Genomic DNA, 24,779 nt, shown 5'->3' on the forward strand with positions numbered 1-24,779 from the left:
GAACATTATTTATTTGGAACCTAGTCTTCTAAATATCTATACAAATCATTAACAAAGGTTTTTTGTCCGCTACTAAAAATATTTATGCAATTAAAATTAATGATTAATCCTTGTGGAACATTTAGTAATTTCATGTAAGTTAGCAATTGAGCTTCATAAATAGGTTCAATTGCTTTTGTTGATTTTATTTCTACTGCAAGATTATTTTCAACAACTAAATCACACCGAAGTGTTGTTGCGACAACAATATCCTTATAGCAAACAGGCATCGAAACTTCTGTTGCGAATTCGATGTTTCTTAAAAATAATTCATGCTTGATGCATTCGTGATAAACACTTTCAAGTAATCCCGGACCCAATGATTTGTGAATTTCAATTGCTGCGCCGACTACATTATAAGTTAATTCTCGGAGGTAGGTTTTTGTAACCATAGTTTTGATATATATTGTTTCGTATTATACTCTAATCTTAAAATGCTTGTGTAAATATTTTAACCATATAGACACATATGCCTATTGTATTTGTTATTTATTTTATCCAATGCCTCTACGTTCTAATAGGTCTATATGGCAAATACTTGAACCATATAGACACATAGACCATATAGTACTTGTTATATATTTTAGCCAATGTCTCTATGTTCTGATATGTCTAAGTGGCAAATGCCTGAACCATATAGACACATAGACCATATAGTACTTGTTATATATTTTAGCCAATGTCTCTTTGTTCTGATATGTCTATGTGGCAAATACTTGAACCATATAGACACATAGACCATATAGTACTTGTTATATATTTTAGCCATTTCCTCTATGTTCTAATATGTCTATGTGGTAAATACCTGAAGCATATAGGTCAAACAATTTTGTCATTCATTTTGCCATTTCCTCTATGCTCTAATATGTCTATATGGTAATTACCAAAACATATAGATTATAAAATTTTAACTATTTTGTTATTTAAGCAGGTTATATGTTTATGTATTATTTGTTTTAATTTTTATCCTGCCCAACCGTCTCTATCCAAACTTCGGTAATTAATGGATTCTGCCAAATGCTCCAATTCTACATTTTCGCTTCCGTCTAAATCGGCAATAGTTCTAGCAACTTTTAATATCCTGTCGTAAGCTCTTGCTGATAGGCCCAAACGATCCATTGCAGATTTTAACAATGCGGTTCCAGCTTCGCTAATCTGGCAAACTTTGCGAACCATTTTAGGGCTCATTTGGGCATTGTAATGTAAATCTTCTTTGTCTGCAAAGCGATGGTCCTGAATTTCTCTCGCCTTGATTACTCTTGCTCTAATGAGTTCACTTTTTTCTGCTTCGCGAGTTGAGGCCAGCTCTGAAAAATTTACTGGAGTAACCTCCACGTGTAAATCAATCCGATCTAACAATGGCCCAGAAATCTTGCTTAGATATTTTTGAACAACACCTGGAGCGCAAACACAATCCTTTTCAGGATGGTTATAAAAACCACAAGGACAGGGATTCATTGAGGCAACCAACATAAAGCTTGCCGGATATTCCACAGAAAATCGAGCTCTAGAAATGGCTACTTTTCGATCTTCCAATGGTTGGCGCATAACTTCCAGTACCGTTCTTTTAAACTCTGGTAATTCATCCAAAAAGAGAACCCCGTTGTGTGCTAAAGATATTTCTCCAGGCTGAGGATTCATTCCGCCGCCAACTAAAGCAACATCGCTAATGGTGTGGTGTGGCGATCGGTATGGGCGGATGGTCATCAATGCATCCGATGCAGTAAGTTTTCCAGCCACTGAATGAATTTTGGTTGTTTCTAAAGCCTCATAGAGATTTAATGGGGGAAGGATTGTTGGTAAACGCTTCGCCAACATTGTTTTTCCTGCACCCGGCGGACCAATCAAGATTACATTATGACCACCGGCAGCCGCAATTTCCAACGCTCGCTTTATGTTTTCTTGGCCTTTAACATCTGAAAAATCGTGTTCGTAATTGCCAATATTTTTTAAAAATTCTTCTTTTGTATCTACTTTGGTTGGCTCAAGTATTTCCGATTTATTAAAAAAACGACTTACCTGAGCTAAATTTTCTACGCCATAAGCTGTTAGTCCATCAACAATAGCTGCTTCACGAACATTTTGTTTCGGTAGAATAAATCCGATGAAACCATCCTGTTGCGCCTGTATGGCAATTGGTAAGGCGCCTTTAATTGGCTGAATGTTTCCATCTAAAGAAAGCTCGCCCATGATGAAGTATTTATCCAGCTCTTCTGAAGGGATTTGCCCTGATGCGGCTAAAATTCCAATAGCAATTGGTAAGTCGTAAGATGATCCTTCCTTTTTTATATCTGCAGGCGCTAAGTTTACAACAATTTTTTGTTTCGGCATTCGAAAGCCGGACACATTAATGGCGCTTGCTACCCTTTGCAAACTTTCTTTTACAGCGTTATCGGGCAAGCCAACCATGTAGTATTTTGTGCCGGCACTAATGTTAACCTCAATTGTTATAGTAAGTGCATTTACACCGAATACAGCACTCCCGTATGTTTTTACAAGCATTAATTTTTCAGTAAAACTAAATGGGATGTCTTTGTTATTCTGGGACGAATAAAGAATTATTTAGGCTAAGATAGGAATTGTTGGGAGAAGTATTTCAAATTTTATCTACTCTTATACCATTGGTTGAAACCAATGGAAATGAAATGTTAGGCGCTTTACCGAATTTCATTGCAGTCTGCTTCAGCTGACTGTTATATGAATTTTTTGCCAAATGCTCTTTACCTCCGTTAATAAACCTGATTAAACGGAAATACTTTTTGCTCGAAATCTCTTTTCATTTTTAGATAGCATTCACAAAAAGATTGAAGTGAAAGCAGGACTGAAAACCGATATGAAAAACTGAACTTTCATTTTCAAAAAATCTTTAAACAAAAAAATCCCAACCATTTCTGATTGGGATTAGAATATTTCAAATGCTGTATTCGCTTTAGTCTTTAAGCTTATCTACCAAATGGCATTTTCGGCATACCTTTCATCATTGCAGCTGCAGCGGCTGGATTAGAAAACTGCTTCATCATTTTGCGCATATCTTCAAATTGTTTAATCAGCTTGGTAACTTCTTCTACCTTACTGCCCGAACCTTTTGCAATCCGTAAACGACGGCTTTGTTGAATGCTATCTGGATTTTCTTTTTCGAAAGGAGTCATGGAGTTAATGATGGCTTCGATAGATTTAAACGCATCATCCTGAATATCCACATTCTTCATCATCTTGCCAACACCCGGAATCATACCCATCAAATCTTTCATGTTACCCATCTTCTTAATTTGTTGAATCTGGTTATAGAAATCGTTGAAATCGAATTTATTCTTGCGGATTTTCTTTTGTAATTCTGCAGCTTCTTTCTCATCGAACTGCATTTGAGCACGTTCTACAAGGGAAACCACATCACCCATGCCCAAAATACGAGAAGCCATACGATCTGGATAGAAAACATCAAGTGCTTCCATTTTCTCGCCGGTACCGATAAATTTAATTGGCTTATTAACAACCGATTTAATAGATAATGCAGCACCACCACGGGTATCGCCATCTAACTTGGTTAAAACAACGCCCGTAAAATCTAATCTATCGTTAAAGATTTTGGCTGTGTTAACCGCATCCTGACCCGTCATCGAATCAACAACGAATAAAATTTCGTGTGGTTGGGTTTTAGCTTTAACTTCCGAAATCTCGTTCATCAAAGATTCGTCAATCGCTAAACGACCAGCCGTATCAATAATAATTACGTTATTTCCATTTTGTTTACCATGCGCAATACCTTCTAAAGCAATGGCAACAGGATCTTTCGACTCGCGGTTTGCGAAAACAGAAACACCAACCGAAGTACCCAAAACCTCCAACTGATCTACCGCAGCAGGGCGATACATGTCGCCAGCTACCAATAAGGGTTTTTTGCCTTTACCTTTTAAATGCAAAGCCAGCTTACCAGCAAAAGTTGTTTTACCAGCACCGTTTAAACCAGCAATTAAAATAATTGTAGGGTTTGCTTTGGTATCTAATTCGGTAACCTCACCACCCATTAAGGCAGCAAGCTCATCATTCATTATTTTGGTAAGCAATTGGCCCGGAGAAACGGCTGTTAAAACGTTTTGGCCCAATGCTTTTTGCCTTACATCATCCGTAAATGCTTTGGCGGTTTTATAGTTAACATCGGCATCCAATAATGCTTTACGAATCTCTTTCATGGTTTCTGCCACGTTGATTTCCGTAATGCTGCCTTGCCCTTTTAATACTTTAAATGCTCTATCTAGCTTGTCCTGTAAATTATCAAACATGTTTTTTAAGCTAAAAGCTCTTTGTCTTGATGCAAAAAGCCACTATTGTTAATAAAAAACAAAGGTATCAAATTTTGATTGTAAATCTTTGCTACTCAAAGTCAAAAATATTTAGTTAAGCGAATGCAAATGATTAATTTTTGGAAATGAGCAGTTATTCGCATTTGGCAGAGTTCAGCCCCGCCATTCGCTGTAGCCCTCATGAAAATATTCGGGGCTATCGCTTTTGTCGGGTTTATGCACACCGGCTTGCCACCCAAAACGTTAAAAACCATCAAATTAAATGACTAGCAAAAAGTTGCGCTCCAAAAATCATATTTTTTTGTTTTGATGCAACATTTATAAAACGTTGTAGTCTTATACCAACTAAACCAACCAAATGAAACGCTGCGCATTCCTATTTCTTCTTTTCGCTTATTCCTTTTGCCACGCCCAAGATCCTGCTAAAGAAAAGCAATTAGTTGCTGTTAGAACTAGCCAAAGCCCTAAAATAGATGGTGTTTTGGATGATGCCTGTTGGGTTAACGTACCAATTGCTACAGATTTTTTTGAAATAAGACCAACACCTGGTCGCGTTGAAGGAAAAGCCAAGCGTACAGAAATGAAAGTTTTATATGATGATGTAGCCATTTACGTTTATGCTCGCATGTACGATAATCCGGATAGTGTTTCGCACGAATTGGTTTCTCGTGATAATGTGGGCAACGCAGATTTTATCTCTATTATATTTGATCCATTTTACGATAAAATGAACGGCAATGGTTTCTTTGTAACGGCTGCGGGTGTTCAATTCGATGCTAAATATTCGCAAATTGGAGATGAAGACCCCAACTGGAATGCGGTTTGGGAAAGCGAAGTAAAAATTGATGATCAAGGCTGGACGTGCGAAATGAAGATTCCATATTCGGCTTTGCGCTTTTCTAGCAAGGATATTCAGAATTGGGGATTAAACTTTAGTCGCAGAATTCAGAGAACAAATACGCAGACTTTCTGGAATTTTGTAGATCCTAAAGTTAATGGCTTTATCAATCAAGAAGGACTTTGGATGGGTGTTAAAGATATTAAACCACCGCTACGATTATCTTTTTCTCCTTATGTATCGGGATATATCAATCATTATCCAATTAATTTGCCCGGCGTAAAAAATACGACTGCCCGATTTAATGGCGGGATGGATGTCAAATACGGAATCAATAACAGCTTTACTTTAGATATGACTTTGGTGCCCGATTTCGGTCAGGTGCAATCAGATAATCGCATTTTAAATTTAACGCCATTTGAAGTTAAGTTTAATGAGAACAGGCAATTTTTTACCGAAGGAACGGAACTTTTTAACAAAGGAGATTTATTCTATTCGAAGCGGATTGGTTCTATCCCATCTTATTATAACTATAGCCAAATTACCAATGGAGATAAAATTGTAAAAGATCAAACGGAGGCAAAGGTTTTAAATGCGACTAAAATTTCTGGTCGTACAGCAAAAGGTTTAGGAATCGGGATTTTTAATGCAATTACCAATAGCATGCAAACTGAGGTAGAAGATGCAAATGGAAATTTGCGGGAGGTAGAAACACAGCCACTTACCAACTATAATATTTTGGTTTTCGATCAATCGTTAAAAAATAATAGTTCTGCTACATTTATTAACACCAATGTTTTAAGGCAGGGAAGTGCTTACGATGCCAATGTAAGTGCATTATTGTTCAATTTAAATAATAAAGACAATAAGTATTTTGTTAATGGAGGTGGTAAAATGAGTTACATCCGTGGCAAAGAAACAAGTACGGGTTATAGTTATACTTTAAGATTTGGGAAGCAAAGTGGAAATTTTACCTGGAATTACAATCAGGTTTATGCTGATGATAAGTTCGATCCATCAGACATGGGCTTTTTTACCAATAATAACTTTTTAGATCAACGGTTGGGTTTTGGATACAACATTTTTAAACCAAGCAAATGGTACAATGAATGGCAAAACTGGTTAAATATTTTATATTCAAGAAGAGCAACGCCTGGAGATTATCAAAGCTTTGGCTTGAACGGAGGCTCTTATGTTAGGTTTAAAAATTTATGGTCGGCAGAATTGGATGTTAATTATGATGCACAGCGGAACGATTTCTACGAATCTAGAAATGGCCAAGTTTATAAAGCTCCGCAAAGTTTTGGATTAGGGCTTTATATTAATCCAAACCGAGCAAAAGCTTACAATTTTGGTGGAAATATCCGATATCAGGAACAACAACTTTTTAAGGAAAGATCATATAATTTTTATTTTTTCCAAAACTTAAGATTAAATGATAAGATTGCCTTCGGTTTAGATTTAAACTTCAACCCTAATTACGATTATGTAAACTGGGTTACTTCGCTGGGCAATCAATCTATATTTTCGCGTTATGATAGAAGAACGGTAGAAAACTCTTTTGATGCAAAATATACTTTCACCAATAAAATGGGCTTCACCGTTGTATTAAGACATTATTGGAGCGATAGAAGGAATAAGGAATTTTTCTTGTTGAAGCCAGACGGAAACCTAGCCGATTATCAGGGCGCTCCATTAATGGGTACCGATAGAAACTATAACGTATTTAATATCGATTTAATTTATACCTGGCAATTTGCTCCCGGAAGTACACTTTCAGTTTCGTACAAAGATGCTGCAGAAACGTACGATACTTTTTACACACAACGCTACAATAGAAATTTGGACGGGATTTTATCGGCACCGCAAAACAATAGCCTCTCAGTAAAAGTATTGTACTACATTGATTATTTGGACTTTAAAAAGAAGAAAAAATAGTTTTATTGCAGACAGTTAGCTGAAGCAGAGTGCAATGAATTTATGTTAAGGCGACTAAACATTTCATTGCCGTTGTTTCAACCAACGGAGCTAATGGATTATTTTTGTTTAAGCCTTTCCATTGTCCTTTAATAAACAGTCAGCTGAAGCAGACTGCAATGAAATCCGGTTGAGGCGCCTTGGTGCTCATTGCCGTTGGTTTCAACCAACGGAATAGGATTATTCTTTACTAATTTGGCTAAAGCCTCCCAGTTGTTTAATTGCAGACAGTCAGCTGAAGCAGACTGCAATGAATTTATGTTAAGGCGCCTAAACATTTCATTGCCTTTGGTTTCAGCCAACGGAATCTAATGGAAGCCACCTACCTCGCTTTTCCTGGACTTACGCCGAACTTTTTGCTAAAAGCGTTGCTAAAATGTTGTACAGACGAATAGCCTAGCTCATCGGCAATGGTTTTAATATCCATTGCACTATCTGCCAAGAGTTCTTTGGCTTTCATTAATTTGTAATCGCTCAGGTAGCCAAAAACCGTATTATTAAAAGTCTCTTTAAAACCCTGTTTAAGCTTAAATTCGTTAATGCCTACAATTTTTGCAAGCTCTGTTAAAGATGGCGGATGATTTACGTTTTGTAATAAATATTCCCGAGCATAATGAATCCGATCCTTATCATAAGCCGATTTTATACTTGGCTTTTCGGTCTTTTTATCAGCAATTACAAAAGCCTGCGCCTGCAGAGCCAATAATTCCACACATTTAGATTGAAGAAATAAAAGCTTTAATCCGCCTGTAAAAGAACAATTCATGATGTCGTTTATACAACTGTACATAGCCAAACTGATGGGTAGATTTTCGGCAGAAAGTTCAACAGATTTGTTGTTCATAATGTTATCGCCGAATGTTTTTAGCAAAGTACTGCTATCGCTAATCAAATCGACAAATTTCTCCCTTTGAAAATGAACTTCGAAAAATTTGTGCGATTCATCGGTAGAGAATTGGGCTATTCCATCAAAGTAAGGCGTGTATAGAATGTTATGTTGGTTGGCCTTAATGGCTATTTTTTTATTGGTTATAAAATTTTCTAAAACCCCATCTCCTTTAATTGAAAAATGGAGTTCAACCAATTCTGGCTCATCAAAAGATTTTACCCTCAATCGGGCTTCTTTAACCACCACATCGCCATAAATAATAAAGATACCCGAGAAAGCAATTTGAACCAACTCCGCATCGCCAAATGGAAAGCTAAATTTCTCTCTTCTTTCAGTAACCAGAGGAAGGTTCATTTGAGATGGGTCGATCATATCGCCAACAACATACCGCTGGTTAGATTTATCGTAAATGCTTATGGCCATAAAATCCCTTTCATGTAAGTTTTAATCCGTTTGGTGTAAAATGAACCCAACATTCTACGATTACTTTTGATGAATTTACTAAACAAATTACGACTATGCCAAAATTACCCTCATGGCTAGCAAATACAGTTGAGAAAATCATCAGCAATAAAATTTATGCTGTAGAGGTTCTAGAAACCCAAATGCTAAGCAACAATATAAAATCGGTTACGTTTAAAGGCGACTTCCTGGAGGCAAATTTTATCCCCGGAAACGAAGTGCTTTTTAGAGTTAATTCGAACGAATATAGACATTATACTTTATCTGATTACGATAAAAATGAAGATACCTGTAAGGTTATTTTTTACTTAAATCGCCAAGGTCCTGGAAATAACTGGGCTGTAAATATTCAAAAAGGCGATCAATTAAAAATGATTGTAGATAAAGCCAAGGTTAAATACAATTTTGAATCCAATCAACATTTCTTTTTTGGTGATGAAACCAGTATGGGTTTATACGAATCTTTAGGCAAAATGGCGCTAGAGTTAGATGACGAATACTTCGGGATTTTAGAAGTGAGAGAAGAAAATTTCCCAGCAGTTGATGGAATTAAACTTTTAATTGATGCTGTGCCTTCTATAGAAAATGCTCCTGCAGAAAATGCGGTGATTTGGATGGAAAACATGCATCCAAAATGTTGGGAAATGTGGAAAGACGCAACTTTTTACCTAACTGGAAGAGCAAAATCTGTTCAGCGGTTTAAAAAATATTTAAAGCAAAAGGGTGTAGGTTTCAGGCAAATTATTACCATGCCTTACTGGGAAATCGGAAAAGTAGGTGGCGGTTAAACCGCTACCTAGGGAATGTGAAGCCAAAGCCAAGCGCTAGGGTTTGGTTAGCCTGAATTTTATTTGTACCTGTATCTGCATCAAAAAGCATTACACCTGTTAAACTGGTGTTCATAAAACGGTTTATTTTAGCTGTTATAGCGATATCCAAACGATGATCAATTTTAGCCCAAGTAATGTCATCATAAGGAACGAACATTAAGTATCTTGCTTTAAGATTTGTGTTTGGGAAAATATCCTTATCGAAAGAACTTACCACTTGAAAAGCCAATTCGTTACGGAAGTTTTTGCCTTTATCAACACCATAAACATTGGTTTTGCCATCGTAAACTGTACTATCAAGAACAAAAGTCTGTCTTGCTGTTCCGGTACCAATCCTTGTAGAAAAATATTTAACAGGTTTATATTCAAAACCTATCGACTCTGTTAAATATCCAGGAGCCATAAATCTAGATATTAAAACCTGCTGTTCTTCTTGAGTATTATTGTCTCTATAATATCGGTAACCGTTATCAAATTGCGACTCAAAACTGACGGACCCAAAGAAGAACCAGTTTTTTGATAATTGAAAAGAAGCTTTATTGTCCCAAAAAATCCTATCATTGGTTTTCTTTTGCAGCTGATCCTTGTTTTTTACCTTACCATATTGCAAAATAACCTCGGTTACATAACTATAACTGTTCTTATTGTATTCTGCTTTATAGTTTAATAATCCACCAACGGCAACAGAATTTACACCGCCACCTTTCCAGTTATTACTAAATTGTGCCTGGTTAACATTAATGCCGATGTTGGTTCTTGTTTTCCAGTAATTAACTTTTGCGTTAACCACATAAGGCTTAAGTTTTACAGGTTCAAAGTTTAACGGACCTTGCCTACTGGGCAACGGACTGCGTTTAAGCTTAATATTAAGGTCTTTTGTATTGATCGGAATTGTATCAATCTCCTGAGAGTATGATCTTACAGAGCAGATGCTGAGAATGATAACTAGGGAGGTTACAAGTTTCTTCATTGGTTACAAAGAAAATGAAAAATTTTAGAGATTAAAAGGTTTTAGTGAAATGAATAACGAACGAGGCTTCAATTTTCAGCTCAAATTACGATGTTTTGCTTTTTCTTAACCACCCAAACCAGTTGCCTCTTTTTAAATAATTTAGGTCACGTTCATGGTCATAAGCTTCTTTTTCGAAGATTATATTACGATAAGCCAAATAATGCTCGCCATATTTTAGGCGATTAATTAAGTAATTAAAAAGATAAAAAATGTAGAATAGTAAAATGAGCATTTCCAATTGCTGGCGCAGATGGATTTTTTCGTGATTGATGATTTCTGCATCCCTCTTTAAATCTGCTGATTTTAGCAATATAAATGGAAATATTGCCATCCCAGAAGCGGGTAGATTTTTAATCACCAAGATCGGTACTTTCACAGCTGATCTATGGTTAACTTTGGCAATGCAGGTAATTGTAAAGCTTTTGGATTTAGGCGATAGCTTTTATACGCATTGCGAATAAATAGGTTGAAAGAATAATCGGTAGCATCTAACACGAATTGGTAGGTTGGCCTATATTGCTGCATAAAATCAGTTAATTCATCATCTTTAATTCCAAGTATTTTTTGAACCAAGGTCGCATTAAATCGGTAATCAATCAGATCTTCCCTATAATCTTTTTCCAATATTTTTTGCAGGTGTCGGGCATTTCTGCCTTGCTTGCTCAATAAATTATAAATGGCATCTATGCCTAAACCAACACCACCATTACCTAAATTTAAGAGATCTTTGCTGCTTCCATTAATGGTAGCATAGCGATATTCTTTGATTGATTTTTCATATTGCTGTTGTGGCGTTAACCTCTTCTGCTGAATAACAACATCTCTTAATCTAATTCCTAAAGATTTTAACTGAAAATATGCTGCCGATTGTCCTTTAAAAACCATAGTATCTACACCATAACCAGATAATGCAGCTACCAAAGTATCACCAGGAACAGCAAAAGTGCTAAATTCTCCCTTCGTGTTGTTGTAAAGCCCATCGCCAGTTCTAATGTTATAAATGTAAACCTTTGCTAAACGCTGTTTGGTTTCTTTATCAATAACAATCCCTGCCAACGGTTTGGTTTGGGCATACAGCATCGCCGAGAGGCAAAAAGAGAAAATAAACGCGGTAATAAATTTCATTAGGTTACAAAACTACAAATAAGCTTTAGGCAATAATTACGATTAACATTATTTAACCTTAAGTACTTGCCCTAATTTTATTGCATCAGTGGTCATGCTGTTCAGCATTTTAAGCTCATCAACGGTTAAGTTAAAACGTTTTGCAATATTATACAAAGTATCTCCCTTTACAATAGTATAAGTTCCATCGGCCAAAATTGGTTTTGCACCAACTGGCGGGGTTTCTACTGGGGTAAATTTCTTTTTCTCCTGCGGGATATTTTCGTTGATTTCGGTAAAGACACGGTCCTCTCGAGCAATTTTTTGCTTTTCACTTTCTGATTGATCGTATTGGTGAAGCTGATATTTCTCAATGGTGCTAATCAGCATATCCGGATATTTCGGATTAGTAGCATAACCAGCAGTTTTTAAGCCTTGAGCCCAGCTTTTGTAATCATTTTTATCCAACTGAAAAAGGAAGCTGTAACGCTTGCGCTTTAAAAACTCAGAGTGATCCTTGAATGATTCACGAGCATCTTTATAAACCCTAAAACAATCGTTTTTTTGATCATCATCTCTAAAATAGTTTTTTCCTTTCCAATCTGAAGTACACTTAATGCCGAAATGATTGTTAGCGTATTTGGCTAAATCGCTGTTTCCGCTGCCCGATTCTAAAATCCCCTGTGCCAAGGTAATGCTGGCCGGAATTCCATAAGCGTTCATTTCTTCTATTGCTACGGCTTTAAATTCATCAATATAACTTAGAGTATTATAACTTTTATAGCTGTTGTTGTTGGCTTTGTTGGAGGCTTTCTCAATCTGCTTGTTGTTTTTAGAAAATTTTCTTGATGAGCAGGAGCTCAGGAAAATTGCAACTATGGCAATAAGAATAAAAGGATGAAAAGTGGAATGAGTAAATTGACGCATTTATATGGTGCTGAATTTGTTGTGATTAGTAATAATATTGTTTTAAAGTTTAATTTTCTGGCCAGGTTTTAAATTGACTTTTTTTAAACCGTTTTTCTTCATAATGGCTTTAACTGTAGTTCCTTTTTTCTTGGCAATAACGCTTAAATTATCTCCAGATTTTACGGTATAAGCTTTGGCTGTTTTAGTGCTTCTTTTTTTGCGATGATAAACTGGAGTGGCGTAAACAGGTTCTTCGTAACCTTCAGGGCGCTCATCGTATTGGTAAAGCTCGTATTTTTTTACAAGTGCAATCACCTGGCTAGCCCAAGTTCTGCTGTGTGCATAACCATAACGCTGAATTCCTCTTGCCCAACCTTTGTAATCATATTGATCGTATTTTTCAAAAAGATTGTTGAACGGAGCACGGGTTTCCATGATTTCTACAAAATGACTATAAGACTCATCAGCATTTAAGTAATCTCTATAGGAAGAATGAATTTCATCATTGTTATTTGGTCCTTTAACACCAAAGTGATTGTTTAAATGTTGGGCTATCCTACTATTTCCTGATGCCGACTCGTGGATAGCAACAGCCAAAATTAAACTCGTCGGAATTTTATGATCACGCATTAATTCCTGAGCGTACTTTACATGTTCTGCAATGTAATCTTCGGTATCTTGAGCTTTCGCAATAATTCCCGTTAGCAGGAATAAGCAAAGAATAAATATTTTTTTCATTTCTTTATTATTGTCCGTCATTGCGAGGCACGAAGCAATCTCAATCAACAGATTGCTTCGTGCCTCGCAATGACGATTTTCATTTCTTCCTGATCACGAACAAACCATCTCTAACTGGCAGAATTAATTTCTCTACCCGTTGGTCTGCTGCTATCTTATCATTAAAATTAGTAATATTCTTGGTGTCTTTATCTTGTTGATCCTGAAGTACTTTTCCACTCCACAACACATTATCCACAATGATGATTCCGCCTGTGCGAACACGATCAAAAATTAAATCGTAATAAGTGCCGTTGTTTTTCTTGTCAGCATCGATAAATACGATATCGAAAACCTCATTTAAATCGTTAATGGTTTTGGTGGCGTCGCCTAAAATATAATTGATTTTGTTGCTGTATTCGGATTGTGCAAAATTGTTCCGAACCATATCTTCCAGTTCGGCGTTAATATCTAACGTGTAAATAATTCCATCTTCTGATAAACCTTCGGCTAGGCAAAGCGTAGCATAACCGGTAAATGTTCCAATTTCTAAAATTCTTTTTGGGGAAACCATTTTACTCAACAGGCTTAAAACACGACCTTGATAATGGCCAGAAAGCATCCGAGGCATTAAAACTTTAAGATTGGTTTCACGATCTATCCGTTGAAGCAATTCGCTTTCAGGTTCACAATAATTAATTAAAAGTTGTTGTAAATCGTCGTTTATTAAGCTCATGTGTTCGGTTATAAACGGTTGGTTTCCATAAAATATTGTAAAATGATGGTCGCTGCAATGGTATCTACCCGATCCTTATCTCTTCTATCCATTTTTTTTAAGCCACTTTGCATAATTGCCTGATGGGCTAATTTTGAAGTAAAACGTTCATCAACCCAATGTTGAGGAATAGTTGGAAATGCCTTTTTTAACAAAGTTGAGAAACCCTTTACGTGTTGTTTAGAATCAGAATCTGATCCATCCATTTGCTTCGGATCGCCCAGAACAAAAGCTTCAACCTGTTCCGTAAGTAGATATTTTTTAATGTACTCCATCACATCTTTAGGGTGTACGGTGTCTAAACCTGTCGCAATAATTTGTAACGGATCGGTAACGGCCAAGCCAATACGTTTAGTTCCGTAATCAAAAGCAAGAATTCGAGCCATATTAAAATTGAAAGTTTCAAAGGTACGGTTTTTTGATAAATGGGTTTTTTGACCGAAAAGCATCTTTCCAAGCCACCTAAACCCTATTGTAGCGGCATCCCCCAACTCTTCAATTGGGGATACAGCGAAAAGAGGGACAGAACCTAACCTATGGAATACTGAACCATGCTTTTCTTAAAAACAAATGTCTTAAAAATCTAAAAAAACTAAATTCTGAAACAAGTTCAGAACGACGAGGCATTGAATATCATATCTATTTCTTATTTTGCACCAAATGCAGTTTAAAGAAATCATCGGTCAGGAAAAGATAAAGCAACAATTGGTGCAAACGGTTAAAGAAAACCGGATTAGCCATGCGCAGCTGTTTTTATCGCCGGCCGGTTCTGGTGCTTTACCTTTGGCAATTGCCTATGCTCAATATATAAATTGCTTGGATAAGGGCGAAAAGGATAGCTGTGGAGAATGTTCGAGTTGTAGAAAATACGAACGATACATTCATCCAGATTTACATTTTTCTTATCCTTTTTTTGCTTCAGCTAGCGTTAAAACAGCTGTCGATGTTTTAGAAGATTGGCGGAATATGTTGCTTCAAGATCCTTATATCGACATTGATGTATGGCGATCTAAATTAGATGCGGCCAACAAACAAGCCAACATAAACATTGCCGAATGTCATGATATTATTAAAAAACTGAGTTATAAAGCTTTTGAAGCGCAAACGAAAGTTTTGATTATGTGGTTGCCCGAATATTTGGATAAGGCAGGAAATGCATTGCTCAAATTGATAGAAGAACCACCTGCAAATACGCTGTTTATTTTAATAGCACAAAGTCAAGATCAGATTTTAACAACGATTTTATCGCGTACACAAATTGTTAAAATTCCAAAATTATCTAGCGAAGAAGTTTCTAATTATTTGCTAAATACTAGTGGATTAAATGAGCACCAAGCTATTGATTATGCTTTTTTAGCAGATGGAAATTTAATTGAAGCTAAGGCTTTGGCTGCAGATACGCAGAGCGATAGTTCGGGTACTTTTACAAGTTGGTTGCGGATGGGTTTTGGAAACAAAGTTCCAGATTTAATCGATTTTACGGATGAAGCTGCAAAGTGGGGGAGAGAAAATCAGAAGAATTTTTTAAAGTACGGCGTAAACTATTTACGCGAGTGCTGTTTAATAATAAGTGGAGCAGAAGAATTGGTAAAACTGCCCCCACTAACCTTAGATACTGCAAAAAAGCTAAGTACGCATGTACTTACACTTCCAATGGCCGAAGCCATTATTGGTGAGTTGGAAAAGGCACACTACCACATTGAAAGGAATGCAAATCCTAAAATTCTGTTTTTAGATGTATCTTTACAATTGGTTAAAATTATAAAGTTTAAAACGCTCCCTCAGGGGACTCAATATATATACAATTAATTATGGGATGTGGAAGTTGTTCAACAGGTGGTGGTTGCACCCCTAATGGATGCAAAAGTAATGGCTCATGTGGCACCGGTGGTTGCCAGACAATGGAAGTTCACGATTGGTTATCCAATTTGGATATGCCCTCTAACTATAAACCTTTTCAGGTTACAGAAATAAAATTTAAAGGCTCTAGAAAAGAGTTTTTCCTTAATAACGATAATATTTACCTAGAAATTGGGGAGTTGGTTGCTGTAGAAGGTCCAACCGGAGGTTTTGATGTTGGTCACGTTTCGCTTACAGGCGAATTGGTGCGCATTCAAATGAAAAGACGCAAGACACCATTGGATCAGGTTACCAAAAAAATCTATCGTAAGGCTACAGAAGCTGATGTAGAAAAGTGGAATGCCGCCAAAGAAATGGAATGGGAAACCATGCATAAGGCTCGCAAATTAGCGCTCGATTTACGTTTGCAAATGAAAATTAGTGATGTAGATTATCAGGCAGATAAAACCAAAGCAACCTTTTTTTATACAGCCGATGGTCGTGTAGATTTTCGCGAACTCATAAAAAAAATGGCCGAAAATTTCCGAATTCGGATTGAAATGCGCCAGATTGGAATGCGCCAGGAAGCCGGTCGTTTAGGTGGAATTGGATCTTGTGGTCGCGAGTTGTGTTGCTCTACTTGGTTAACCAATTTTAAAACAGTTTCTACGGCTGCGGCTCGTTATCAAAACCTTTCTTTAAATACATTAAAGCTTGCTGGCCAATGCGGTAAGTTAAAATGTTGCTTAAATTACGAGCTTGATACTTACTTAGATGCCCTGAAGGATATTCCAGATCGCATTGAAAATTTAGATACGGAAGCAGGATATGCTCGTCACCAAAAAACAGATATTTTCAAAAAAATAATGTGGTTTAGTTATCAGGGCGATGAAAACTGGATTCCAGTTGCAGCGGCTCGTGTTAAAGAGATTATGGTGATGAATAAGGCAGGTAAAAAAGCACCTAATTTAAAAGAGGAAGCCATCCAAATTGCTGCGCCAGTTATTGTAGAGAAATCTTTTGATTACGAAAATGTGGTTGGTCAGGATAGTTTAACCCGTTTAGATGAACGTTCTAGAGGGAAAAATAATAATCAGAAAAACAATCGTAATAACAATCCAAATAGAAGAGATAGAATTCCTGCGGGAGATAAAAATGTTGCTCCAAATCAAAAACCACAGCAAGGTCAAAAACCCCAGCAAGCAGGGCCAAAACCAGCTCAGGGAAATGCTAAACCTCAGCCAAGACCTCAAAACGTACCTAAACCACAACAGCCTCAAGGGCAAAAACCTGTTGCTAAAGTAGAAGGTGAAGTGAGTGCTGAAGGTGTAAAGACTGAGCAGAGCAAAAACAAAAATAGAAACAATCGCAGAAAAAATAATAACCGCCGGAACAATAATAATGGCTCAGAAAATAAACCAGCTGCTGAATAAAAAGTCTATTTTAGGATTTGGCTTTTTATTGGTTGCATCTCTAATTTTGGGATGCACCTCTAGCGTTATTGATTCCAATGTCGAAATCCCAGAACGTAAATGGACGTACAGAAACCACATTATTGCACCTTTCGAAATAAAGGATAGCAGTAAAGCATATAATATTTACTTCAAGTTAAGGCATACTGCCGATTATAAGTACGCTAACATTTTTGTTTTGGTGCATTTTAAGGATGGAAAAGGCAAAATAACAAGAAGGTATCAGTTCAAATTAGCTAAAAATGATGGTGAATGGCTAGGAAGTGGCTCTGGAAATGTGTTTACTTATGCCTTTCCAATGCTTACCAACTATCATTTCGCTCATAATGGGAAGTTTGAAATTGAAGTTGAACAAAATATGCGGGATAATCCTATCTTAGAAATTAGCGATGCTGGGGTTTTGGTAGAAGAGTCAAAATAATCATGTTTTGCCTAAAGATCTTTGCCTTCAACTTAGTTGTTGTTAGTTGTCTCAGTGATTAAAATTCTGAACCCAAATTGTGTTCTCGTGCCTTCTTTCCGTGTAGTTTGTGGTTAATTAAGCTTCTTATAAATACTGCAACAGGCTTTCCAGCTTCATTCCTCTTGATCCCTTTAATAAAACCAGATGATCCTGAATAGGGTTTTCCTGCAAGTAAACTGATGCCTCATTTGGAGTTTCAAAAAACATTCCCTTGAATTGATCTTTAAAGGCATAAAAATGCTTTCCAATAAAAATAAGTTCCGTTAAGCCACTTTCTGAAGCTTGTTTTACGATGAGTTCATGTTGTTCGGCTGATTCTGGCCCTAATTCAAACATATCGCCTAAAATGGCTGTCTTTTTATTTGCAGTTAAAACCGAAATATTATTTAAAGCGGCTGTCATGCTACTTGGATTTGCATTGTAAAAATCGCAGATCACGGTGTTTTTCTCGGTTTTGGTCAATTGAGAACGATTGTTTTTAGGCTGATAATTGGATAATCCAGTATTAATTTCGTCTGGATTTAGATCAAAGAAATCTCCAATGCAGATTGCAGCTAAAATATTTTCGAAGTTATAGCTTCCCGTTAAGTTGGTTTTAACACTTGATGAAAGATCATGATTGGTCCAATCTACTTCAATAAAAGGATCGCTACTTTTTAAAGTTCCTTTAATGGTATTTCCATTTTCGGTTCCATAATATATCAATTTACGTAAACCTGCCGTTTGGCTCATTTCCATTAAATAAGAATTGTCTCTGTTTATGAAAGTGTAACCTTGAGTCTCTTTAATATAAGCATAAAGCTCTGCTTTACCCTTCTTTACGCCTTCAAAACCGCCAAAACCATCTAAGTGAGCCATCCCAACATTGGTAATAATTCCATGAGTAGGTTGAGCAATGGTACACAAAAGCTCAATTTCTTTTTGATGGTTTGCGCCCATTTCAATCACAGCAATTTCAACATCATCGTTAATAGATAATATAGAAAGCGGAACGCCGATGTGATTATTTAAATTTCCAAAGGTTGCGAAGGTTTTATATCGCTCTGCCAAAACAGCGTTAACCAATTCTTTACTAGTCGTTTTACCATTACTTCCGGTTAGGCCAATTACAGGAATATTTAATTTTTTTCTATGGTGGCGAGCCAAATCCTGTAAGGAAGTCAAAACATCATCAACCAATAAGCAACGTTCATGCGTAGCAAATTCTGCTTCGTCGATTACCACAAAAGCGGCACCTTTTTCTAAAGCCTGATTGGCAAACTCATTCGCATTAAAATTATCGCCTTTTAGGGCAAAAAAGATACAACCATCACTAATGTTTCTGGTATCGGTAGAAATTAATCTGCTTTCTAGGTAGTAACTGTATAATTTTTCGGTTGTAATCATGCTTTTGGTAAAATATCTGCTGTAAAATTAAACTTTCGTAACAACAAAAAACAAAATTAGTACATTAGTTGAAATTATTGTTTTTATGAAGAAAAGCCTAACGTTCTGCCTGTTTTTTATTAGCTCAATTTTGTTTGTTCATGCTCAAGTAAAATCTCCAGATCAATTTCTAGGATATGAGTTGGGAAGTCATTTTACCCCTCACTTTAAAGTAGCTGAATATTTCAGACAAACAGCTTCAGCTTCAACAAAAAATATTAAACTTATTGAATACGGAAAAACCAATGAAGGCAGACCTTTAATGGTTGCAATAGTTTCATCGGCCGAAAATATTGCCAAGCTTGAACAAATTCGGACAAATAATTTGGCTTTGGCTGCTGGAACTTCAAATACAGTTGATTTAGCTTCCCAGCCTACTATTTTATGGTTAAGTTATAATGTTCACGGTAACGAGGCAAATTCTACCGAAACATCAATGAAAATGCTTTACACTTTAGCTTCAGGAACCAATCAACAGGCTAATGAATGGTTAAAGAATACGGTAGTTGTTATCGATCCATGTTTAAATCCAGATGGAAGAGATCGTTATGTAAACTTCTTTAATAGTGTGGTTGGCAAAACGCCAAATTCTGATCCATCATCAAGAGAGCATATTGAACCTTGGCCTGGAGGAAGACCAAATCATTACTATTTCGATTTAAATAGAGACTGGGCTTGGCAAACACAAGTTGAAAGTCAGCAAAGATTGGCCATTTATAACCAATGGATGCCACAAGTCCATGTAGATTTTCATGAACAGAGTTACAACGAACCTTATTATTTTGCTCCTGCAGCAGAACCCGTTCATCAAGATATTACGCCTTGGCAGAAAAGTTTTCAAGTGGTTGTAGGGAAAAACAACGCAAAGTATTTTGATGCAGAAGGCTGGGGCTATTTTACCAAAGAGCGATTCGATTTGCTTTATCCATCTTATGGCGATACCTATCCTCTATATAATGGCTCAATCGGGATGACTTATGAGCAAGGTGGAATTAGAGCGGGTTTATCGGTAGTTACTAACGATGGTGATACTTTAACCTTGAAAGATCGGATAGCGCATCACTTTACAACGGGTATGTCTACAGTGGAAGTGACTTCTTTAAACCACAATAAACTTTTAGATGAGTATAAAAAATACTTTCAGCAAGAATTAACAACATCGCCGGGCGTTTATAAAAGCTATGTTATTAAACCAACCAATTTATCGAGGTTAAAAAAATTGGCAGAATTATTAACTAAAAATAAAATAGAATTTGCTTACGGTGGAGATAAAACGGGAAGAGGTTACGATTACGATACACAGAAGGAGGATAATTTTACTGTTGGCAGAAATGATCTGATTGTGAATATATTTCAATCTAAAGCGGTTTTAGCGAATGTGCTTTTAGAGCCTCAAACTTTTGTAACCGATTCTAACACGTACGATATTACTGCTTGGGCCTTACCTTATGTATATGGCTTAAAAGCTTATGCAAGTAAAGAAAGTTTCAAAGGGAAATACGCCACGATAGAAGAAAACAAAACGGCATCTAATAATATTGATAAACCTTTAGCTTGGTTATTTGGCTGGGGAAGTAGTGAGGATGCACAGGTTTTAATCGCTTTGCAAAAGGAAAATATTAAGGTTAGACAGGCAGATCAACCTTTTTCGGTAAATGGAAAAGATTATCCAGCCGGAACACTTATTGTTTTAAGAGTGGAGAATGAGAAACAGGTTAAAGAGGTTAAGAGCAAAGTTGTGAGCATTGCAACTGCTCTAGATAAACCTATTCAGGCGGTTACGAGTGGCTTTGTAGAAAAGGGAAAAGACTTTGGATCGAATGTTTACCCATTGTTGGTACAGCCAAAAATTGCGATTGTTTCGGGCAGTGAGGTTTCTTCTTTGGCTTTTGGTGAGGTTTGGTTCTACTTAGAGCACGATTTAAACTTAACGCCAAGCATCATCAACACGCGTGACATTAATAATTTAGATTTAAGTAAAATAAATACTTTGATTCTTCCAGATGGTAGTTACAGCGCTCTAATTGGCGATGGTTTAACGGCTTGGTTAAATAAAGGCGGCAAGCTTATTTTAATGGAAGATGCTATTGAAGGTGTTTTAGAGAAAAAAGGTTTCGACATTAAGAAGAAAGAAGGTGTAGTTAAAAAAGATGAAAAACCTGAACCGAGCAAACTTCTTTTTAAGGATAAAGATAAAGACGATTACGAAACAACCATCCCAGGTGCAATTTATAGAATCAATTTAGATGCTACCCACCCATTTTCTTATGGTTTAGGCAAATCATACTACAGCTTAAAAACAGATCGTAAAATTTACGAGCCTTTTGTTAAGGGCTGGAATGTGGGTTTGGTAAACGATAAAAGTTTAATGGCGGGTGTAGTTGGTAAAAAGGCTAGAGAAGAACTTAAAACCGGTTTGTTAATAGGTGTTCAAGATTTTGGTCGTGGCCAAGTTGTTTACTTAGCTAATGATCCGCTTTTCAGAAATTTCTGGGAAGGAGGCAAAACTTTGTTCGGGAATGCTATTTTTTGTAGTTATTAAATCTTTAAAAGTATTCTTAATAGGATTAAAAAACAGACAAAACACATCAAACTAAGATTTGTTTTGTCATTTTTTGTGTTAATTGTTAAAAATTGTTAAAATAAATTTGGTGGTATTGCCAACTAACTATATTTTAGCGCATTATTAATTTAATTAACTAACCTATTTTCAAATTATGAAAAAACTTCTACAAAGTTTGTTCATTCTTATGTTCTTTGCTTTTTCGGCAATGGCACAAGACCGAACAATTACCGGTACAGTTACATCATCTGATGACAAAGCAGCAATCCCTGGTGTGTCTGTCTTTGTAACTGGTACAAAAATCGCTACTCAAACTGCAGCAAACGGTACATTTACCATTAGTGTGCCTGCAAGTGCAACATCATTAACTTTTAGGTTTATTGGCTTTGCTACTAAAACCGTAACTCTTGCTGGTAAAACTAACATTAGCGTTGCTTTAGATGGTGATGCAGAATCTCTTTCTGAGGTTGTAGTAACAGGTTACCAAACAGTTGCCAGAAAAGATTTAGTTGGTAATGTTTCTACCATCCAATCAAAGGAGGTTTCTCAGAAACCATCAATGACTTTACCTCAATTACTTCAAGGTAAAGCAACTGGTCTTCAGGTTACTGGTGCTAGTGGTCGCCCAGGTGCTACTGCGTACATCAAAATTCGTGGTGTAGGCTCTTTGGGTGCTGGTACTGATCCTTTAATTTTATTAGATGGAGTTCAAATCAATTCATCAGCTTACAGTTCATTGAATCCAAATGACATTGAAGATATTTCAATTTTGAAAGATGCTTCTTCAACATCAATCTATGGATCAAGAGCAGCAAATGGTGTTATTGTAATCAAAACCAAACTTGGAAAACCAGGTTCGGAGCCGATTCTACAGTATTCATTTCAATATGGTAAATCTGAAACTCAAGATTTAAAGAATGTAACACTAATGACTGCTGCTGAAAAACTTCAGTATGAGTATGAATTAGAATACACAAATGCAAACCTTATTGCAAACGGTATTAAGGATATCACAGCCTTAACGCCAGCAGCACGCCAAAGTGCCTGGGATAATTTAATTTCAAAAGGCGCTGGTGATTGGTCTAAATATTTATTGCAAAAAGGTACAGTAAGAAGCCATGAGGTATCTCTTACAGGTGCTGATTCCAAAATAAGATATTTCTTATCATTAAATAGCACAGATAACGACGGTACTGAAATTCTATCTTTTTTTAACAGAAAAGGTGGCCGTTTAAATGTTGAGTATCAAGCTAAAGACTGGTTTAAAATGGGAACTAACATTGGCTTGACAACATCAAAAGAAAGACAAGTTAGAGAGCCATTCAATACTCAAAACCTTTACGCATCGGTATTTTTATATAATCCTTACGAGCCAGTTTTAAATCCAGATGGATCTTATAACATTACAAATGTAGGTTTCTCATCTATCGAAGGTTCTACAAATAACCCTGTAACTATTGATAGAATTAATAGCTACGGTACCCTTTATGCTGAAGGAAAGTTTTTAAAACACTTAACTATTCGTAGTCAGGCTGCAGTAAATTACAATTTATTTAAATATCAAAGTTATTTGAAACCAGGATCTAACCTTGCCGTTTTGTTGGGATACAACCAAAAGAACGATCAAGGAAACCAGGATTTCTTTTACACTTTAACAAATACTGCTAACTGGAATCAAACTTTTGGTGGAAAACATAACATTAATATTTTAGCAGGACAGGAGTTTAGTAGAGATAACATCTATTCTTATTCATTAACAGGAAGAAATTTCCCTACTGCGTCTGTTGAAACTTTAGAAAATGCTTCAACACCTACCGTTGCTTCAACTTCAATTTCGGAATATGCGCTTGAGTCTTATTTCGGAGCAGCTAACTATAATTACGATGGTAAATATTATTTATCAGGATCGTTAAGAAGAGATGGTTCATCTAGATTTGGTGCCAATAACAAATACGCTAACTTCTGGTCTGTAGGTGCAAGATGGAATATCCTTAAAGAAAAATTCATTAACGTTAACTGGTTAAATGAATTGGCAATTAGAGGTTCAGTAGGTACAACAGGTAACAATAACATTGGTAACTATACCAATTTAGGTACTTATGCACTAAATGTTAAATATAACGATTTGCCTGCTGCAGCACCTTTTGTATTACCAAATCCAGATTTGACATGGGAAACCTCCACTCAATATGATGGTTCCATTACTTTCGCTGTATTAGATTCGCGTTTAAGTGGTGAATTTGGTTACTATTCGAGAGATACTAAAAACCTATTATATCCAGTAAACGTTTCTGCAACAACTGGTTTCACATCTTATCAAGGTAACATTGGTAGTATGAACAATAAAGGTATTGAAGCATCTTTAACTGGAGTTGTATTCAAAAATGCAGATTGGAATATCAGCTTAATGGCTAACATCTCAACTGTTAAAAATAAAATTACAAGCTTATATGCTGATGATCAACCAGCAACTGCATCAGGCGGTATTGGTAGATTCAAAATAGGGGAGGCAGCAAATACCTACTTTTTGGTGAAATGGGCAGGAATAAATCCAGCAAACGGTAAAAACCAATTCTACAATAAAGATGGTTCTATTACTGAAACTTATTCATCTAGTCAGGCACAAATTTTATCTGGTAAATCTCCGATCCCTACACACTACGGTACTTTCGGTGCAGATGTAAGATATAAAGATTTTGACTTGTCAGCAAGGTTCTACTATACAGGTGGTAACTACATCATGAACTATATGGATCAAGTAAATGCTTCTGATGGTGAAAACGTAAACAATAACCAGTATACTTCTGCTTTCGATTATTGGAAGAAACCTGGTGATTTGGTACGTTATGCTAATCCATTAGATGGAAGTCAAAACACAACTTACGACACAGATAAATATCTAGAAAAAGGAAATTATCTTTCTCTAAGAGATGTAACTGTTGGATATACACTTCCAATTAAATATGCAAAATATATTAAATCTCGCGGTGTAAGAGTGTTTTTCCAAGCAACCAATTTGGCGCTATGGACTAAATTTAGAGGCATTCCAGAAGTTGGTGAAGCAAACAGAGAAACAACTGTTTTTGCTGGAACTTATAACCTTTATGGCTATCCTCCAATCAAATCTTACAATTTCGGTATAGACGTTAGATTTTAATTAAAAT

19 protein-coding genes are annotated in these 24,779 nt (G+C 36.3%); 7 read left to right on the forward strand and 12 right to left on the reverse strand.

Annotated features, from left to right (window positions below):
- Positions 1-20 precede the first annotated feature (20 nt).
- The 3 genes from H7U22_RS07350 to ffh all read right to left on the reverse strand — a co-directional run bounded on the left by H7U22_RS07350 (position 21) and on the right by ffh (position 4,319).
- Complete coding sequence (locus tag H7U22_RS07350; protein WP_187070704.1) at positions 21-431, reverse strand: GxxExxY protein; 411 nt, start codon at positions 429-431, stop codon at positions 21-23.
- A gap of 571 nt (positions 432-1,002) precedes the next feature.
- A complete protein-coding gene (locus tag H7U22_RS07355) occupies positions 1,003-2,541 on the reverse strand; it encodes a YifB family Mg chelatase-like AAA ATPase (RefSeq protein ID WP_187070705.1) in 1,539 nt (512 codons plus the stop codon).
- Positions 2,542-2,981: 440 nt separating this feature from the next.
- The gene (gene ffh / locus H7U22_RS07360; RefSeq protein ID WP_187070706.1) at positions 2,982-4,319 is read right to left on the reverse strand and encodes a signal recognition particle protein; all 1,338 of its coding nucleotides are present in this window, start codon (positions 4,317-4,319) and stop codon (positions 2,982-2,984) included.
- Between the two features lie 379 nt (positions 4,320-4,698).
- Here ffh and H7U22_RS07365 point away from each other — a divergent pair, with 379 nt between their 5' ends.
- Positions 4,699-7,116: a DUF5916 domain-containing protein gene (locus tag H7U22_RS07365; RefSeq protein ID WP_187070707.1), complete on the forward strand. Its 2,418-nt coding sequence runs from the start codon at positions 4,699-4,701 to the stop codon at positions 7,114-7,116.
- 361 nt (positions 7,117-7,477) lie between these two features.
- Here H7U22_RS07365 and H7U22_RS07370 read toward each other — a convergent pair whose 3' ends face one another.
- On the reverse strand, positions 7,478-8,467 hold the full coding sequence (locus tag H7U22_RS07370; RefSeq protein WP_187070708.1) for a helix-turn-helix transcriptional regulator: 990 nt from the start codon (positions 8,465-8,467) through the stop codon (positions 7,478-7,480).
- Positions 8,468-8,562: 95 nt separating this feature from the next.
- On the opposite strand from H7U22_RS07370, the gene H7U22_RS07375 reads away from it, so the two are divergent.
- A complete protein-coding gene (locus H7U22_RS07375; protein ID WP_187070709.1) occupies positions 8,563-9,294 on the forward strand; it encodes a siderophore-interacting protein in 732 nt (243 codons plus the stop codon).
- Between the two features lie 4 nt (positions 9,295-9,298).
- Here the strand turns inward: H7U22_RS07375 and H7U22_RS07380 are convergent, their stop codons facing one another.
- From H7U22_RS07380 to ruvX, 7 genes are all read right to left on the reverse strand, one after another.
- On the reverse strand, positions 9,299-10,306 hold the full coding sequence (locus H7U22_RS07380) for a DUF3078 domain-containing protein (protein WP_187070710.1): 1,008 nt from the start codon (positions 10,304-10,306) through the stop codon (positions 9,299-9,301).
- An 85-nt stretch (positions 10,307-10,391) separates the two neighbouring features.
- Positions 10,392-10,724, reverse strand: a complete 333-nt coding sequence (locus H7U22_RS07385; protein WP_317172951.1) for a hypothetical protein — start codon at positions 10,722-10,724, stop codon at positions 10,392-10,394.
- Positions 10,721-11,473, reverse strand: a complete 753-nt coding sequence (locus H7U22_RS07390; protein ID WP_187070711.1) for a hypothetical protein — start codon at positions 11,471-11,473, stop codon at positions 10,721-10,723. The genes H7U22_RS07385 and H7U22_RS07390 overlap by 4 nt, the downstream gene beginning before the upstream one ends.
- Positions 11,474-11,521: 48 nt before the next feature.
- Positions 11,522-12,379, reverse strand: coding sequence for a glucosaminidase domain-containing protein (locus H7U22_RS07395; RefSeq protein ID WP_187070712.1), 858 nt, complete (start codon positions 12,377-12,379; stop codon positions 11,522-11,524).
- Positions 12,380-12,421: 42 nt separating this feature from the next.
- On the reverse strand, positions 12,422-13,099 hold the full coding sequence (locus tag H7U22_RS07400) for a glucosaminidase domain and LysM peptidoglycan-binding domain-containing protein (RefSeq protein WP_187070713.1): 678 nt from the start codon (positions 13,097-13,099) through the stop codon (positions 12,422-12,424).
- A gap of 79 nt (positions 13,100-13,178) precedes the next feature.
- Complete coding sequence (locus H7U22_RS07405; protein ID WP_187070714.1) at positions 13,179-13,814, reverse strand: O-methyltransferase; 636 nt, start codon at positions 13,812-13,814, stop codon at positions 13,179-13,181.
- A gap of 8 nt (positions 13,815-13,822) precedes the next feature.
- Positions 13,823-14,239: a Holliday junction resolvase RuvX gene (gene ruvX, locus H7U22_RS07410; protein ID WP_187070715.1), complete on the reverse strand. Its 417-nt coding sequence runs from the start codon at positions 14,237-14,239 to the stop codon at positions 13,823-13,825.
- 274 nt (positions 14,240-14,513) lie between these two features.
- Here ruvX and H7U22_RS07415 point away from each other — a divergent pair, with 274 nt between their 5' ends.
- Genes H7U22_RS07415 through H7U22_RS07425 form a run of 3 tightly spaced genes read left to right on the forward strand, consistent with a single transcriptional unit; the run spans position 14,514 to position 17,585 of the window.
- Positions 14,514-15,662 (forward strand): DNA polymerase III subunit, encoded by a 1,149-nt coding sequence (locus tag H7U22_RS07415; RefSeq protein WP_187070716.1) that lies wholly within the window; start codon positions 14,514-14,516, stop codon positions 15,660-15,662.
- 2 nt (positions 15,663-15,664) lie between these two features.
- Positions 15,665-17,125 carry a PSP1 domain-containing protein gene (locus H7U22_RS07420; RefSeq protein WP_187070717.1) on the forward strand — a complete coding sequence of 487 codons (1,461 nt, stop codon included), beginning with the start codon at positions 15,665-15,667 and terminating at the stop codon, positions 17,123-17,125.
- Positions 17,094-17,585 (forward strand): gliding motility lipoprotein GldH, encoded by a 492-nt coding sequence (locus tag H7U22_RS07425; RefSeq protein WP_187070718.1) that lies wholly within the window; start codon positions 17,094-17,096, stop codon positions 17,583-17,585. The genes H7U22_RS07420 and H7U22_RS07425 overlap by 32 nt, the downstream gene beginning before the upstream one ends.
- Positions 17,586-17,711: 126 nt before the next feature.
- Here the strand turns inward: H7U22_RS07425 and H7U22_RS07430 are convergent, their stop codons facing one another.
- Entirely contained in the window at positions 17,712-19,013 is a 1,302-nt protein-coding gene (locus tag H7U22_RS07430; protein ID WP_187070719.1) for a UDP-N-acetylmuramoyl-tripeptide--D-alanyl-D-alanine ligase, read from the reverse strand.
- An 85-nt stretch (positions 19,014-19,098) separates the two neighbouring features.
- Here H7U22_RS07430 and H7U22_RS07435 point away from each other — a divergent pair, with 85 nt between their 5' ends.
- Together H7U22_RS07435 and H7U22_RS07440 are read left to right on the forward strand one after the other, a co-directional pair.
- Positions 19,099-21,594, forward strand: a complete 2,496-nt coding sequence (locus H7U22_RS07435) for a M14 family metallopeptidase (protein ID WP_187070720.1) — start codon at positions 19,099-19,101, stop codon at positions 21,592-21,594.
- Between the two features lie 175 nt (positions 21,595-21,769).
- Positions 21,770-24,772 (forward strand): SusC/RagA family TonB-linked outer membrane protein, encoded by a 3,003-nt coding sequence (locus H7U22_RS07440; RefSeq protein WP_187070721.1) that lies wholly within the window; start codon positions 21,770-21,772, stop codon positions 24,770-24,772.
- The last annotated feature ends 7 nt before the right edge of the window (positions 24,773-24,779 follow it).

It is taken from the genome of Pedobacter fastidiosus, assembly GCF_014306625.1.
In the GTDB taxonomy this organism is placed as follows: Bacteria; Bacteroidota; Bacteroidia; order Sphingobacteriales; family Sphingobacteriaceae; genus Pedobacter; species Pedobacter fastidiosus.

Excerpts from the sequence above, each read along its gene's own strand:
- H7U22_RS07380 (WP_187070710.1), bottom strand. The coding sequence starts at position 10,306 with ATGAAGAAACTTGTAACCTCCCTAGTTATCATTCTCAGCATCTGCTCT.
- H7U22_RS07420 (WP_187070717.1), top strand. The coding sequence starts at position 15,665 with ATGGGATGTGGAAGTTGTTCAACAGGTGGTGGTTGCACCCCTAATGGA.
- H7U22_RS07440 (WP_187070721.1), top strand. The coding sequence starts at position 21,770 with ATGAAAAAACTTCTACAAAGTTTGTTCATTCTTATGTTCTTTGCTTTT.
- H7U22_RS07375 (WP_187070709.1), top strand. The coding sequence starts at position 8,563 with ATGCCAAAATTACCCTCATGGCTAGCAAATACAGTTGAGAAAATCATC.
- H7U22_RS07350 (WP_187070704.1), bottom strand. The coding sequence starts at position 431 with ATGGTTACAAAAACCTACCTCCGAGAATTAACTTATAATGTAGTCGGC.
- H7U22_RS07425 (WP_187070718.1), top strand. The coding sequence starts at position 17,094 with ATGGCTCAGAAAATAAACCAGCTGCTGAATAAAAAGTCTATTTTAGGA.
- H7U22_RS07355 (WP_187070705.1), bottom strand. The coding sequence starts at position 2,541 with ATGCTTGTAAAAACATACGGGAGTGCTGTATTCGGTGTAAATGCACTT.
- H7U22_RS07365 (WP_187070707.1), top strand. The coding sequence starts at position 4,699 with ATGAAACGCTGCGCATTCCTATTTCTTCTTTTCGCTTATTCCTTTTGC.
- H7U22_RS07415 (WP_187070716.1), top strand. The coding sequence starts at position 14,514 with ATGCAGTTTAAAGAAATCATCGGTCAGGAAAAGATAAAGCAACAATTG.
- ffh (WP_187070706.1), bottom strand. The coding sequence starts at position 4,319 with ATGTTTGATAATTTACAGGACAAGCTAGATAGAGCATTTAAAGTATTA.
- H7U22_RS07405 (WP_187070714.1), bottom strand. The coding sequence starts at position 13,814 with ATGAGCTTAATAAACGACGATTTACAACAACTTTTAATTAATTATTGT.
- H7U22_RS07395 (WP_187070712.1), bottom strand. The coding sequence starts at position 12,379 with ATGCGTCAATTTACTCATTCCACTTTTCATCCTTTTATTCTTATTGCC.
- ruvX (WP_187070715.1), bottom strand. The coding sequence starts at position 14,239 with ATGGCTCGAATTCTTGCTTTTGATTACGGAACTAAACGTATTGGCTTG.
- H7U22_RS07430 (WP_187070719.1), bottom strand. The coding sequence starts at position 19,013 with ATGATTACAACCGAAAAATTATACAGTTACTACCTAGAAAGCAGATTA.
- H7U22_RS07390 (WP_187070711.1), bottom strand. The coding sequence starts at position 11,473 with ATGAAATTTATTACCGCGTTTATTTTCTCTTTTTGCCTCTCGGCGATG.
- H7U22_RS07400 (WP_187070713.1), bottom strand. The coding sequence starts at position 13,099 with ATGAAAAAAATATTTATTCTTTGCTTATTCCTGCTAACGGGAATTATT.
- H7U22_RS07435 (WP_187070720.1), top strand. The coding sequence starts at position 19,099 with ATGAAGAAAAGCCTAACGTTCTGCCTGTTTTTTATTAGCTCAATTTTG.
- H7U22_RS07370 (WP_187070708.1), bottom strand. The coding sequence starts at position 8,467 with ATGGCCATAAGCATTTACGATAAATCTAACCAGCGGTATGTTGTTGGC.